This window comes from Pelotomaculum sp. PtaB.Bin117, from assembly GCF_002067195.1.
GTDB lineage: Bacteria > Bacillota > Desulfotomaculia > Desulfotomaculales > Pelotomaculaceae > Pelotomaculum_D > Pelotomaculum_D terephthalicicum.
The window spans coordinates 1-13,890 of record NZ_MVQM01000143.1; the positions used below are offsets into that span (position 1 = coordinate 1).

Annotated in this window: 18 protein-coding genes and 1 pseudogene; 7 read left to right on the forward strand and 12 right to left on the reverse strand. The window is 48.6% G+C overall.

Annotated elements, in window-relative coordinates:
• The 7 genes and pseudogenes from A4E54_RS15925 to A4E54_RS10280 form a co-directional block, all read left to right on the forward strand.
• A partial coding sequence (locus tag A4E54_RS15925) for an arsenate reductase/protein-tyrosine-phosphatase family protein (protein ID WP_502687940.1) occupies positions 1–221 on the forward strand: 221 nt, incomplete at its 5' end.
• Positions 222–228: 7 nt separating this feature from the next.
• The gene (locus A4E54_RS15930; RefSeq protein ID WP_312038096.1) at positions 229–462 is read left to right on the forward strand and encodes an arsenate reductase/protein-tyrosine-phosphatase family protein; all 234 of its coding nucleotides are present in this window, start codon (positions 229–231) and stop codon (positions 460–462) included.
• 306 nt (positions 463–768) lie between these two features.
• A complete protein-coding gene (locus tag A4E54_RS10260) occupies positions 769–1,149 on the forward strand; it encodes an ArsR/SmtB family transcription factor (RefSeq protein WP_240083977.1) in 381 nt (126 codons plus the stop codon).
• A 128-nt stretch (positions 1,150–1,277) separates the two neighbouring features.
• On the forward strand, positions 1,278–1,694 hold the full coding sequence (locus A4E54_RS10265) for a winged helix-turn-helix transcriptional regulator (RefSeq protein WP_240083976.1): 417 nt from the start codon (positions 1,278–1,280) through the stop codon (positions 1,692–1,694).
• A gap of 288 nt (positions 1,695–1,982) precedes the next feature.
• Positions 1,983–2,324, forward strand: coding sequence for an ArsR/SmtB family transcription factor (locus A4E54_RS10270; RefSeq protein WP_240083975.1), 342 nt, complete (start codon positions 1,983–1,985; stop codon positions 2,322–2,324).
• On the forward strand, positions 2,314–2,565 hold the full coding sequence (locus tag A4E54_RS10275; RefSeq protein WP_240083974.1) for a thioredoxin family protein: 252 nt from the start codon (positions 2,314–2,316) through the stop codon (positions 2,563–2,565). Before A4E54_RS10270 ends, A4E54_RS10275 begins: the two co-directional genes overlap by 11 nt.
• Positions 2,566–2,568: 3 nt before the next feature.
• Positions 2,569–3,529, forward strand: a pseudogene (locus tag A4E54_RS10280) (permease).
• Positions 3,530–4,211: 682 nt separating this feature from the next.
• On the opposite strand, the gene A4E54_RS10285 reads toward A4E54_RS10280, so the two are convergent.
• From A4E54_RS10285 to dnaX, 12 genes are all read right to left on the reverse strand, one after another.
• A complete protein-coding gene (locus A4E54_RS10285; protein ID WP_240083972.1) occupies positions 4,212–4,454 on the reverse strand; it encodes a 4Fe-4S binding protein in 243 nt (80 codons plus the stop codon).
• Positions 4,455–4,501: 47 nt separating this feature from the next.
• Complete coding sequence (locus A4E54_RS10290; RefSeq protein WP_240083971.1) at positions 4,502–5,065, reverse strand: 2-oxoacid:ferredoxin oxidoreductase subunit gamma family protein; 564 nt, start codon at positions 5,063–5,065, stop codon at positions 4,502–4,504.
• Positions 5,058–5,813 (reverse strand): thiamine pyrophosphate-dependent enzyme, encoded by a 756-nt coding sequence (locus A4E54_RS10295; RefSeq protein ID WP_376741807.1) that lies wholly within the window; start codon positions 5,811–5,813, stop codon positions 5,058–5,060. Before A4E54_RS10295 ends, A4E54_RS10290 begins: the two co-directional genes overlap by 8 nt.
• 258 nt (positions 5,814–6,071) lie before the next feature.
• On the reverse strand, positions 6,072–7,160 hold the full coding sequence (locus A4E54_RS10300; protein WP_240083970.1) for a ferredoxin oxidoreductase: 1,089 nt from the start codon (positions 7,158–7,160) through the stop codon (positions 6,072–6,074).
• Between the two features lie 35 nt (positions 7,161–7,195).
• Complete coding sequence (locus A4E54_RS10305; RefSeq protein ID WP_240083969.1) at positions 7,196–7,861, reverse strand: hypothetical protein; 666 nt, start codon at positions 7,859–7,861, stop codon at positions 7,196–7,198.
• Between the two features lie 70 nt (positions 7,862–7,931).
• Positions 7,932–8,960: a Holliday junction branch migration DNA helicase RuvB gene (gene ruvB / locus A4E54_RS10310; protein WP_240083968.1), complete on the reverse strand. Its 1,029-nt coding sequence runs from the start codon at positions 8,958–8,960 to the stop codon at positions 7,932–7,934.
• Between the two features lie 14 nt (positions 8,961–8,974).
• Positions 8,975–9,610: a Holliday junction branch migration protein RuvA gene (gene ruvA / locus A4E54_RS10315; RefSeq protein ID WP_240083967.1), complete on the reverse strand. Its 636-nt coding sequence runs from the start codon at positions 9,608–9,610 to the stop codon at positions 8,975–8,977.
• Positions 9,607–10,122 (reverse strand): crossover junction endodeoxyribonuclease RuvC, encoded by a 516-nt coding sequence (gene ruvC / locus A4E54_RS10320; protein WP_240083966.1) that lies wholly within the window; start codon positions 10,120–10,122, stop codon positions 9,607–9,609. Before ruvC ends, ruvA begins: the two co-directional genes overlap by 4 nt.
• Positions 10,123–10,559: 437 nt before the next feature.
• Positions 10,560–10,823 (reverse strand): pro-sigmaK processing inhibitor BofA family protein, encoded by a 264-nt coding sequence (locus A4E54_RS10325; RefSeq protein ID WP_240083965.1) that lies wholly within the window; start codon positions 10,821–10,823, stop codon positions 10,560–10,562.
• Between the two features lie 47 nt (positions 10,824–10,870).
• A complete protein-coding gene (gene recR, locus A4E54_RS10330; protein WP_240083964.1) occupies positions 10,871–11,473 on the reverse strand; it encodes a recombination mediator RecR in 603 nt (200 codons plus the stop codon).
• Positions 11,474–11,475: 2 nt separating this feature from the next.
• Positions 11,476–11,793, reverse strand: coding sequence for a YbaB/EbfC family nucleoid-associated protein (locus A4E54_RS10335; protein ID WP_240083963.1), 318 nt, complete (start codon positions 11,791–11,793; stop codon positions 11,476–11,478).
• Positions 11,794–11,841: 48 nt separating this feature from the next.
• Positions 11,842–13,581, reverse strand: a complete 1,740-nt coding sequence (gene dnaX, locus A4E54_RS10340; RefSeq protein WP_240083962.1) for a DNA polymerase III subunit gamma/tau — start codon at positions 13,579–13,581, stop codon at positions 11,842–11,844.
• Positions 13,582–13,890 lie beyond the last annotated feature (309 nt).

Sequence of the window (13,890 nt, forward strand, 5' to 3'; positions counted from 1 at the left end):
TTAACCTAAACATGGATACTAAGCCGTTGATTTACTTTCTTTGTACGGGCAATTCCTGCCGCAGTCAAATAGCGGAAGGTTTTGCGAAATATTATGGCGGTGAAAAATTTAAGGTTCTTAGCGCTGGAATAGAAAACCACGGTGTTAACCCAACAGCCCTGCAGGTAATGTCAGAAGCTGGTATAGATATATCTAAACAGACTTCGGATTTATATCGATGAAAATATTTTGATAAAGAGTGACTATGTAATTACTCTGTGCGGTGATGCTAATGATAAGTGCCCTATAACTCCCCCCGGTGTAAACAGGGAGCACTGGGATTTACCAGACCCAGCGAAATTGTCCGGTAACGAACAAGAAATTATAAGAACTTTTCGAATGGTTCGTGATGCTATAGAAGAAAAAGTAATGGATTTACTGAAGAGGATTTCACCCACAGAGCAAACAACCACCGCCCCATAATAGTAATTATTTATGGGGGAGTTAACGGGTTAGTTTATAGGATCGGTGAGACTGTAAATTGGCAGCCCGGAATAACTTGCAGGTTTTTATTCATGGCCACTCAGACAGTTAACCGAAATCTTCCTCGTTCAGGTTTGTAGTGTAGACAAGTTACCAATGAGTATACTATTATCTTTAAAAATATTTTCTTTACATCTCTTTTAAGTATTGACAATAAATCTTAAAGCGCTTAACATATAAGTATATACTCATATGTGTCGATACTAATATCAAAATAGACCAATATCAGAATTGGAGGAGCTTTGTGTGGGTGAGTTTTTCGGGGAAACCAATGTTGAACACGTTGCTAAACTATTTAAAATTCTAGGAGATACCAACCGTCTTCGTATTCTGCTTGCTATTGGTAAGGGCGAAAGTTCCGTATCCCAAATTATCGAAGTTACAAGCCTTTCCCAAACTCTTGTCTCTTTTCATTTAAGAGCTTTACGAGAAGTGGGTTTTGTAACAGCAGAACGACAAGGTGCATTTATTTACTACCGTTTGTTTAATTCAGATTTGTTAGATTTAGTTAGTGAATTTCAGGAATATGCAAGTAAAGAAACGGTTAGTAAAGAAACGGTTGAAAATAAGAAAGTAGAATTTTCATCCCCTTGTCCCCCAATTTGTAAAATATTTAAAGGTAGGTGATGGTTATAGTGATACAGTGCGGATCAGTATGGATGGCCAGAAGATGACAGAATAACTTGGCTTATATCTTATTTATATCAGGTAACACCATGGAAATATTAAATTACTATAAGGGGGTCCATGGAAAAATGAAAGAACAAATGGGTATGATGGGTGCAATGAACCCAATGGAAATGATGCAGAAAATGTGCGGAATGGGTATGGATAAGATGGAGCATATGGAAAAAGGGTTCAATCCTATGGAAATGTGTATAAAAATGACTGAATCCGTAACCAAGGCGGCAGAAATGGGAAGTTACGCGACACCGGAAGTACGGGCGTTATTTGAGGACTGGGTCGGAGAGGTAGAAAAAGAAATATTAACATTCATTGAAGCCAAGGATGAAGTTAAGACAAAGGATATTGCCGAAAAGTTAAAAATTAACGAGGGAAGCGTGATATTCTTTATTAGCCGTCTAGCCCAACAGGGGAAAATAAAAATTAAAGGTATTAGCATTGGTGATTATAAAAGTGACGCTAACAAAGTGGCTCAACCGACGGAATAATTGGCCTGTCTTAGTTATTAGGTTAGTCTAGAGAGAATTATATTATTAAAGCTGTCTTGAAACCCGAGTGATTCGACGGGCTTCAAGACTTTTTTTCCGACATCGCTTGGCTTATACTCACGGGTAATTTAATGCTGTCGCGTTTCTTTCATTGTAGACAATATTAGAATATTATCATATAATGAAAATATAATTAAGCATTTAGGATTTAACGTCCCGGAAAAAGCCGCCCTCAGTTTTACGTTCGGTAGCAGCAGGCGTTGTAATAAAAATAAAGGGGGATGACTGTTGAACGAAAGGTTGTTATCCATGGAAGCTGATTTTATAAAAGCTTTAGCACATCCAACCAGGATTCGAATTATTAAATACTTGATGAACAGCGAAAGATGTGTTTGTGAGTTTACCGAGGACTTGGATGTGGAACAATCAAATATGTCACAGCATCTGGCTATTTTAAGGAAGCAGGGGATCGTTAGCTCTCGTAAGGATGGCATGAAAGTTATGTATAAAGTGAACCATCTCCAAATTTTTGAAATTCTGCAACTGATTGAAGATATCCTGGTATCGCAGGTTAAAGAAACTTTGAGTATATTAAGTAAAAAAGGAAGGGAGGATGAAAATGGATATTAAAATATTAGGTACCGGCTGCGCTAACTGCAATAAGCTTGAGCAAATGGTTATCGACTTGTTAGGAGAGTTGAATGAAGACGCGAATGTTTCCCATGTAAAAGATTTGAGGGAAATATTAGCTTATAATGTGATGCGGACACCGGCCCTGGTTGTTAACAACCAGGTTAAGTTGTCCGGAGTAGTTCCAAGCAAGGACAAGTTGAAAGAAATTATCACCAGTGCGTTAAAGAAGCGAGGGTAAACTATGTGGCAGAAATCTGTTGACTATTTGGTTTATGGTCTGATGGGGTTGTCACCTGAATCACACCTGGGTTCGGCAGTTAATTTCTTTCTTTATGACACGGTCAAAATATTATTTCTGTTGGTCCTGATCATATTTATTATAGCTGTAATCAGAAGCTTTTTTCCCGCCAGAGAAAACAAAGGTAATGCTGGGCCATAGAGGGGAGTTCATTGGCAACATTATTGCGGCGGTGCTTGGTATTCTCACACCCTTCTGAAGCTGCTCTGCGGTGCCGATGTTCATCGGCTTCGTGGAAGCGGGGGTCCCGCTTGGAGTGACTTTCTCTTTTCTGATATCTTCGCCGATGGTGAATGAGGTTGCCCTGGGAATGCTCTGGATGATGTTTGGCTGGGAAATAGCGCTAATATACATTATCAGTGGGGTTATCATTGCTATAATTGCAGGAACGGTTCTGGGCCGATTGAAACTGGAGCATCTTGTTGAGGAATATGTGTACCAAATTAGTTCTCCGGGATGCGGCTGTGCCGTCGAAGAGCATGAACAAACCTGGAAAGAGCGAATTAGTTATGCAAAAGATTATACAGTGCAAATATTTAAAAAGGTTTGGATTTGGGTTATTGTCGGAATTGCTGTCGGAGCCGTGATGCACGGCTATGCCCCGGCCGGTTTCCTGGCTCAATACGCGGGCCCGAGTAATCCTTTGGCAGTACCGCTTGCAGTTGTAATTGGCATTCCTTTATATTCCAATGCTGCCGGAATGATTCCAATTGTAAAGGAACTAGTTAGGACGGGCATGGCGATGGGCACAGCCCTGGCTTTCATGATGGCGGTAACGGCACTGTCTTTGCCTGAAGCAATTATTTTAAGGCAAGTACTGAAACCAAAGCTACTTGTAACTTATTTCAGCATTGTTGGTTTGGCGATTATCGGTATAGGCTATTTATTCAATGTCATTCTTTAGCTTATGTTGTAATAAATAGCTTAAAAACTAAATACTATTTTTACTACATTATTTCCAAAACATATATATGAATTTAAAACCAGTCGCCTTCTTATAGCCTCTGGTATATTTTGTTCTTTCATATGTATCTGAATTTAATGACTAGATAAAATTAGGACTGTTGTATCCTCTGAGCCTAAAAAGCTTACCTAATAGCTGGTATATACGGTATACATTGAAATTGGTTCGTAAACTCAAAAGCCGGATTAATCCTGAGAGGGGGTAACCCGGCTTTTGAGTTTATGTAGAGGTACCGCCCACATGAGCAATATCACAAATTAGTGAATTGTCTAACAATTACCCCTGGTTAAATCCTTGCTGGTAATGCCCCATATTACCAAAACATAAAACCAGAAGCTTTCTTATAGCCTCTGGTTATTTTTTGTTTTTTCATATATATCTGATTTAAGACTGTAAAGATAAAATTAAGACCATTATATCCTCTGACCCTAGGAAGTTTACCTATATTATACAAAGCAATATATGGCAGAATACGGATTAGAGTAAAAATATCCATTAGTTAGCTGTCAAATTATATCTTAGCGTATATTTTCGTTAAAATGTTGGCGATACCCCATATCTCATATCTCATACCTCGTTTATAACCATGCGGGAACCGTTGAACGTGGTCTTTGGTCTAATGCTAATGCTTCACCTTTTTTTCAATATGTATCGCGCAGTCCGGGCAAACGTCCCGGCAAATTCCGCAGGCAATACAGTCGCTGTTTGCCCGCACCGACGGCGTGCCGTAAACCCCCAGCACGTCCGACCAGCCCAGGGACTTTTTCGGGCATTTTTCGATGCACAGCCCGCAGCCCTTGCATAAACCGGGGAAAAGCGTAAAATAACCTTTTTCCAATTCCTGCGTTCTTGGTTGAAATTCCATAGTCACGGAAAACTTCCTTTCCTCACCAATCTTTCAAGACCGGGCTTTCAAGCTTCGGCAACCAGCTCAACACCGCGCTCCATCGCCTTAAAATTCAAATCACGCAATTTCGGCTGCTTTTCAAATTTATAACCCAGCTTTTTTTCCACAGCGGCTTTGGCCCGCTCCAGGGGAATCACGCCGGTGGCGCCGATCACCGCTCCCATGATGATGATGTTGAACACCCTGGGGTGAAACTCGTTTTTAGCCACATCGATGGCCGGTATGGGCAAGATCCTGCCTGCTTTTTGAGGAAGCTCACTTTCTATGCCCTCGATCCCGCTCTCATACACAAAAGTGGTGCCCGGTCCCGCGTAATTAACGGTACGGCGCACGGCGCGGTCACTGAGCGCCACCACGATATCGCCGGTTTGAAATTTCGGCGCGCCGATATCGCCGTCACTGATCTGGACATAGGCCACCGACACCCCGCCGCGCTGCTCCACCCCGAAGTTAGGAATATATAAGGCCTGTTTGCCTTCCTCATTTGCCGCTTCCGCGATAATCTCGGCCACTGACTGAACTCCCTGGCCCCCCTCACCGGCCAGCACAATCTTTGTTGTTTTATTCATTTTTCCTGGTTTCACCCACCTTGAAATAAACCGGCATTTTTTCTTCAATAAAATCCCACGTTTCCGCGGCATTGGTACGCCAGTTCGTAGGGCAGGCGGAAAGAGCCTCGACAAAAGAAAAACCAATCTCCTTCATCTGGTTTTCCAGCGCCTTTTTGATAAAGCTCTTCAGCTGGCGGAGGTTGGCAATGCTGCCCCGGGCCACGTAAGCCTCTTCCCTGCTGACGGATGCGACCATTTCCTGGCCGTGCAAAGGGAATCCCGTGGTCTCAGGGTCGCGTCCGTAAGGAGTGGTTTCTGTTTTTTGCCCGGGCATGGTGGTTGGCGCCATCTGGCCCCCCGTCATCGCGTACTGCGTGTTGTTGGCCAGAATGGCGGTGATCTTTTCATCGCGCGCGGCCGCGCTGATGAGATGCTGCACGCCTATCGAATAACCTCCCCCGTCACCCATGTACGCTATACAGATCAATTCCGGCCTGGCCCGCTTGATGCCGGTGACAACCGGCGTGGTGCGCCCGTGGTGTGTCTGGACGGAATCCAGGTTAAAAAAGTCCCATGACAGCAGGGAACAGCCGATATCGCACCCGAACACCGTTTTTCCCTGGATGCCCAGTTCATCAATCGCCTGACCCAGGCATTTCAAAACCAGGCCGTGCCCGCAACCCGGGCAAAACTTGTGGGGTTTGGTGTCCGCCCGCCAGCTTTGGGGCATGACGGGCTCTATCGCGCAAGAATTATTAACTGACAATCCACAGCACCGCCCTCAAGTGGTATTGTTGCCGACAATCATATCTTTACCTGATTAGCAGGCAGTTTATACTGTAAATCGCCTAAAGATTTTTATTACTTTTATTACTATTTAGGTATTCAGAATTCAGGAGTCAGAATCACAAAATAGGAGTCAGTAGTCAGAATTCAGTAGGGATTTCTTGCTTTTCTTCAGGGTTTTTAAACCCTGAAGCTTTACCCCAAAGTTATTCCGACTCCTGACTCCTGTCTCCTGTTTTTATTTAAGAATCTCCCTGGCCGCGGCTTCCACCTCTTCTGCGGTTATGCCCATACCCGGTTTGAAAAATGTATTAATCTTGGTGGACGAACCATAAGCAACGTCTTTAAACAACCTGGCCAGCTGACCGTACGAGGATTCCATCAACAATATCTGTTTATTGCTTGCCATCAATTCTTTAATTTGTGGAACAGGCAGCGGGCGCAAGGTCACCGGCCGGAAATAACCAACCCGCAAACCCTTTTCCCGCATGGCTTCCACGGCCGCTTTGATCGCGCGATAGACAATACCGTGCCCGACAATCACCAGTTCAGCGTCTTCGATGCCGGCAGAGTGATACTCAGCCACATCCGGACTGATCTTTTCATAGTCCTGGAGAGCATCCATCACCAATTCGTAAAGTTCTTCCTCCATATTGTAAGTGTTCCTGAAATGGGCGGGCGGCCTGTCTTTCCCGGGCACCCCTTCCTTGCCGACATAAGCTTCGGGGGGAATTAACTCGATGCCCCGTGCTTCCGGGTCATACAGCGTCAGCGACTCGCGCATTTTGGCCTGGTAACCGTCTCCCAGCACAAAAGTGGGAAAGCGGTATTTCCACGCCGTGTTAAAAGCCTTGATGGTATAATCATAGAGTTCCTGGTGACTGGATGTGGAGTAAACAATGCGCATACCCTCCCCATTGCCGCCGATAGAGGTCATCGTCACTTCCTGCTGCGAATAAATTACTGTGGCCGTGGACGGGCCGCCCCTCTGCTGGACAACCACCACGGTGGGCAGGCGCATCATTTCAGCCATGGACATGGGCTCCTGCATCAGGGTGTTGCCCGGCCCGGCGGTGGCGGTAAAAGCCTTGCGGCCCGCCATAACGCCGCCGATGGTGGTAAAACCGGCGGAGAGTTCATCTTCCGTCTGCAAAAAGCTTTTTTCATATTTGGGCGCCATTCTTGTCCAATAATGCATGATTTCGTTCTGCGGGGTAATCGGGTAACCATACATGATGTCGGCCTTGGCGGCCAGCGCGGCCCAGGCAACCACCTCGTTGCCGGTCATAAAAGCCCTTTTCTCCTGCTCAACTATTTTTTTTGACACTCGTGGATCCCCCTTTGGTCAAATTCCGTGATAAATTACCAAAATGCCTTCTGCATGTACCTTGTCAAAACACGGACCGGATTGCCCATGCAGTCGACATCACCGATTTCTTCCGCTATACTTGTTACGGCGGCAGTCGCCACTACCGGCAATCCAAGATGCCGGGCAGCCTCCGCAACCACTCGCGCGCCTTCCTGAACCACCTTTGGCGTGGTTTCATCAGCGAGGTGGGTATTGTTCAGCAGAGCGTCGACCCTGCCCATCTCCCTGACGTGCTCCACGATATCTTTGACTTCGGCCGTCATGGGACGCGAAATGTTTATCACAGCGATTACCTGCAAATCCTGGTCGGTCGCGGCACCCTCCAGCAAATTCAGCGTCCTGGTACCTTCCACACCGTAGCCGATGTCCAGGATGATATCCCCTTCATGCCGCAGCGCCCACCTGGCGCCCGGTTTCAAAGTTGTGCCGGCCTCACCCAGTCCGACGGTTTCCGCAGTTTTCCAAGCTATTACATTGATGCCCAGGGCTCTTAATTCTTCCTGGATCGGCCGCAAGGTGTAAACCGGCTCGACGATATCCAGGTCGACCAGGGTGACTATCCTGCCCTGACGGGCCAGCGCCAAAGCCCGGTTCAAAGCGTTCTCACTTTTGCCCCCAGCATACTCGCCGGTATACGCCTCCACTATTCGCTTCGACATTATTATGCTCACCTGGCCGCAAAAACATCACTAACCCCAACCGCCCCTTACCACCAGGTTTTCGCTCCTTTCAAATTTTAATTTGCCCGCTCCCGTGAACGAATATCCCGCTATTGCCAAGATGCTGATAAGCTTTTTGGGTAACCCTGCGCCCGGATGGCGATCTGCTGATATACCCGGTTTTCAGCAAAAAAGGCTCCACCATATCCTGCAGGGTATCAACTTCCTCATTAAGCGTGGCGGCTATTGCTTCTATACCAACCGGACCGCCTTGATAATTCTCAATTATCGTTTTCAGGTAGGATTTATCCATTCCGTCAAGGCCTTCCGGGTCGATACCTTCCAACCCAAGAGATTTTATCGCTATTTCTTCGTTTATCGAACCGTCGCCGATTACTTCGGCATAATCTCTCACTCTTCTTAAGAGCCTGTTGGCAATCCTGGGCGTGCCCCTGGAGCGCCTGCCGATTTCCAGCGCGCCTTTTTCATCCACAGGCACATTGAGTATTGAACTCGACCTTTTGATGATCTCGCTTAATTCTTCCGTTGTATAAAAATCAACATGGTGCAGAATACCAAAGCGGTCGCGCAAAGGCGCCGATAAAAGACCGGCCCGCGTGGTGGCTCCCACCAGGGTGAAATGCTTGATATTTACCTTGATGGTTTTGGCAAACGGTCCTTTATCCACGACAAAGTCGATTTTAAAGTCTTCCATCGCGGAGTATAAAAATTCTTCAACCGGCCGGGGCAGCCGGTGTATTTCATCAATAAATAAAACATCCGCGTACTGCAGGTTGGTCAGTATGCCCATCAGGTCCCCGCTCCGCTCAATGGCCGGACCGGAAGTGCAAATAATATTGGACGCCATTTCGTTGCTGATGATATGGGCCAGCGTTGTTTTCCCCAGGCCGGGCGGCCCGTACAGCAAAACATGGTCAATCGGCTCGCCCCTCTTTCTCGCCGCTTTAATCGATATGCCGAGGCGGTTAAGCAAATCTTTTTGACCTATGTAGTCGGATAATTTATCCGGCCTGAGCGACCACTGATACTTTTCCTCGCCGGGCTGCTCATTTGTATCAATTAGACGGAGCCGTGTCAAATAATTCACCTCTTCTAAAACGATCTAGCCTTGCTTCTATAAATTTCTTCCAACAGCTCTTCCGCTGTCAGAATATTATGATTCTTAGAAACAGTCTCCTTAATCATTCTTTTTGCCTCGCCTAAGTTGTATCCCAATTGAAGGAGCACCTGCAACGCTTCATTGCCAATGCCGGGCTCAGGCCGGCCGCCGCCTGCGTCATCACTTTCGCCGGAAGCTGCCGCGAAGGCGGCGACCTTGCCCCGGAGCGACGCAATTATTTTATTGGCTGTTCGTTCCCCAATTCCTTTAAGTTTTTTCAGCGTTTCCACATCCGGTTTTTCAATGGCCTCCGCAATCGCCGAAATCGGGATCGTTACGGCCGCCAGGGCGGTTTTCACCCCGACCTTGGCCACACTGGTAAACAACTGAAAGAAATCTTTGTCGGCTTCATCTTCAAATCCAATCAAAGTTGGGGTCTGATGTCCGCCGGCGAGGCTGCTTTCAATATAATAAATAGTATGCAGTGAAATTCTCTCACCGGTTTTTCGGGTTTGAAAACGTTCCCTGGAAAAGCTCGTCAGGCATACCTCATAGGTAATATTGTCAACATCCAGCAATAGCCCTTTTGGGCTCAGCCCGGCGTAAACGCCGCTTATTTTCACGATCATTCAACACCCTCCAGGTCATGGCAATGAAGAATGTGGCACAAAGCCACGGCAATGGCGTCCGCGACGTGGTCCGGACGGGGCAGCGTGTCAAGCTTCAGCCTGGCCTGAACCATTTTCTGCACCTGGCCTTTAGTGGCGCCGCCGGTGCCGGTAAGGGACTGCTTCACTTTTCTGGCCGGGTAATGGTAAACCTTTATGCCCGACCGGCCCGCGGCCAACAGGCACACACCTCTCGCGTGCGCCATCAGCAACGCGGTTTTCGGGTTCTTGTAATCTGAATACAGTTCCTCTATGGCAAAGACACCAGGCTTAAATTCATTAATTATTTCGTCCAAACCCGAATATATCTGACTCAGTCTGTCTTCAAGGGAATGCCCGGCCGGCGTCTTAATAATTCCCCCTTCAATTAGTTGAATAACAAAACTGTTCCGATAATCCAAAACGGCGTAGCCAGTCCCGGCCAGTCCCGGGTCCACCGCTAAAACACGCAGCATGTCCGGCATGTTCAGCATCACGACTCTTTAGAATTTCCTAAATTATAATATACAATAAAAAAAATTCAAACCCGAAAGTTTGAATTTCCCCTACTTTTCGATTGTATACATGTAAATACTCAGATAGTCAGGAGCCAGAATTCAGTAGGGATTACTGCATTCCCTTGGGGTCCTTAAACCATTGAGATAAAACCAAAGATTATGCCGGTTCCTGGATTCTGAGTTAATTTTATTCTTCCGTAATCTGTTCCATGGGGGACAATGGACAATGGGGACGGTTCTCATTGGACAATGGGGACGGTTCTTGTTTGGGTCCCGTGTCAGGCAATAAGGACAATGAGAACCGTCCCCATTGCACAGAACCTTGTCTTTGTCCATTGTCTTTGTCTTCATTGTTCTACATTGCACATTGCATCTTTGCATCTCATTCTTTTATTCTGACTCCTGGCTCCTGGCTATATAATAAAGTAATGAATCAGCACCAACAGCGCCACCCCGGGCAGTTGGAGAATCCCGGCGGTCAGGAGTGTAACCGGATTGACGGCGATATGCAGGCCCAGGTGTCCGAAAACAGCGTTTATCGCGATCAATAAGCCCCCTCCCAGCAGCATATAGGCGGCCAGACGCACTAAAAGCCTCAAAGGGCGGAACATGGCCGTGCCGATTAAATATAGCCCCAACAGGCCCGCCAAACCGATAAAAACAAATTTTTCCTCCAATCCGGAGCACCCCCCTAGCACCATTATATGGCTGGGGATGAAAAATATTACTTTATTTCCTGTCTGCCTTCCAGGGATTTGCTCAAAGTAATTTGATCCGCATACTCCAGATCGGCCCCTACGGGCAAACCATGCGCTATCCGCGTGACCTTCAAATTCAGGGACTTAAGCAATCCGGCCAGGTACAGCGCCGTGGCGTCGCCTTCCACGTTCGGATTGGTTGCCAGAATCAGCTCAAGGACTTCCCCGCCTTCGAGGCGCCTGAACAATTCTTTTATGCGCAGCTGCTCCGGCCCGACGCCGTCCATGGGCGATATAGCCCCGTGCAGCACGTGATAAAGTCCGTTAAACGCCCTGGTCTTCTCCATCGCCACGACGTCCCTGGGACGCTCCACCACACAGAGCACATCCCGCCTGCGCCGCTCGTCGCGGCAGATAAAACACGGGTCATCGTCGGTAAAGTTGCCGCACACGGAGCAGTAGCGAATGGCGGTCCTGGCCTCCTCCAGCGCGCGGGCCAGGCTCAAAGCCACGTCAGGCGGGGCGTTCAAAAGGTGAAAGGCCAGCCGCTGCGCCGTTTTAGGCCCGATGCCGGGCAGCTTGGAGAGCCCGTCAATCAGCCGGGCAACCGGCCTGGGGTAAAAATGCATAACTAAAACAACCCGGGGATATTCATCCCGCCGGTGAGCTTGCTCATTTCCTGGGACACCATTTCCTGCGCTTTTTTCAGCGCGTCGTTAACCGCGGCCAGAACCAGGTCCTGAAGCATTTCCACGTCTTCCGGGTCTACCGCCTCGGGGTTTATTTCTATTGACAGAATCTCATTATTACCGTTAGCGATCACTTTGATCATACCGCCCCCGGCCGTGCTCTCCACTGTCCGGCTTTTCAATTCCTCCTGCAGTTTTATCATGCCTTGCTGCATTTTCTGCACTTGTTTCATCATTTTGTTCATATTTCCGCCCATCATATTATAAAACCCCCTTTATTGAATAAAGTGAATAAATTACTGATCTTATCAGTCGTCCCAGTCGTCGAACAACGAGCCTTCCGGATCATCTTCGGGGATAACTTCCTTCCCTTTGAAACGGCGGCTGATATCATTGGCCGGCTCAACGCGAACAGCGGGCATCTGGATTTCCCCCTGGTAAAATTTATAGATAACCTGCCACTCACCGCTTAAAAACTTGCCCAGCAGTTTCTCAAAATATTTCTTATTCTCAGGGCGCTCCGCCATCGCATAAGCCAAATCCTCACCCTCCGGGAAACCCGCAATCAGGCAGTGCTCCTGTACCTGCAAGGGAACAGCTTTGGTAAAGTTCGGATAGAGCGGCGGCCTTTCCTTGCGCAGCGCGCCTATGATGTCCCCCCAGGAATTCCGCACCAGGTCGAGGCTCACCCCCGGCACTGCTTCCCCGCCGGATGCTACCCCGGCTAATTTTTCTGACATAGCATCCGCCGGGCCGGTTTCTTTCGGGTTGGTTTCTGCCGGCGCCTGAACCCCTCCGGCATGGTCCGGCTCACATCGCGCGCCGGTTTCGTCAGGAACACTGTCAGGTTGACGCAAGCGGCCCGTTGCCTCAGGGAAACTTTGGACTGCTTGGTATTTAACCAGATTTTTTAGCTTCTCCTCCAGAGCCGCCACTCTTGCCGAGAGGGATGTCAGGTCATAGGTAATTTCCGGGCGGCAGGCTTTCACCAGGGCAAGCTCCAGAATGACACCGGGCAGGCTGCCCCACTTCATCTCCTGCTCGGCTTTGATCAATATGTCTACAGCGCGGATCAGCCTCTCTTCGCTGAAATCCGCCGCGCCGGGAACATTCTTTAAAGCGTCGCCCCATACTCCGCCCCCCGCGTCACCCGGTGAAATCCTCTCCAGGGCAACAGCCCGCAAAAAGGCAGCCATTTCCCTGGCAAAAAGCCGCAAATCCTTCCCCATGCCCGTTAACTCGCCGACCAGCCGCAGCGCCTGCCCGGCCTCGCCGGCAGCCAGGTACCCCGTCATTCTGCGCAGGATATCGACGCGCACAGTGCCAAGAATGTTGTGCACGTCCCCGGCCGTTACCTTCATTTCCCCCAGGGCCGCCCCCTGGTCAAGAATACTGAGCGCGTCCCGCATGCCCCCCTCGGCAGCCCTGGCGATCAGCAGCAGAGCCTCCTCATCCGCCGCTATACCCGCCCCGGCGGCTACTTCTTTCAGTCTCCCGGTAATCTCGTCCGGGGGAATGCGTTTGAAATCAAACCGCTGGCAGCGGGAGAGAATGGTCAGCGGCACTTTATGCGGTTCGGTCGTAGCCAGGATAAATACAACGTGGCTGGGCGGTTCCTCTAAGGTTTTCAGCAAGGCGTTGAAGGCCTCGTTGGTGAGCATGTGCACCTCGTCAATGATATACACCCGGAACTGCCCGGTCGTAGGCGCAAACTTGACCTTTTCCCGCAAATCCCTGATCTCGTCGATGCCGCGGTTGGAAGCGGCGTCAACTTCAATCACGTCGACGGAATAGCCCTCGGTAACGGCCTGGCAGTTAGCGCACCGGTTGCAGGGCTCCGGTCCTTTCCGGTCAAGGCAGTTCAAAGCTTTCGCCAGCACTTTGGCAGTGGTCGTTTTGCCGGTGCCGCGGCTGCCGCAAAAAAGATAGGCGTGGCCGGTTCGGCCCGCTTCCACCGCGTTCCGCAATGTTCTGGTTACGTGCTCCTGCCCGACAATATCTTTGAAGGTCTGGGGCCGCCACTCCCTGTAAAGCGCCAGATAAGCCATTTTAATGTCCTCTCTTGATACATTGGCTCAAGCGCACTGCTTGAGCGACTTGAGCCAAGTGCTATGGTTCCCGGTTATTATTTCGCTGTATAATATTATTTTCCTGTTAAAAGAGAAAAAATCACTGCATGAGGCGAATATAAACGAAACCGCCTTCAGTTACGCTAAGAAGGCGGTTCCTTATATTTTCAGGCCGCGCACCTGCCTTTGAATATTAGCTTCCGGGCGATACATCCGCAGGTAGCTCGGACCAGGCGACCTCACGGCACCCGGAGTATTTCTCTTAGTGCTGCTTCCGTCAGGACCTGA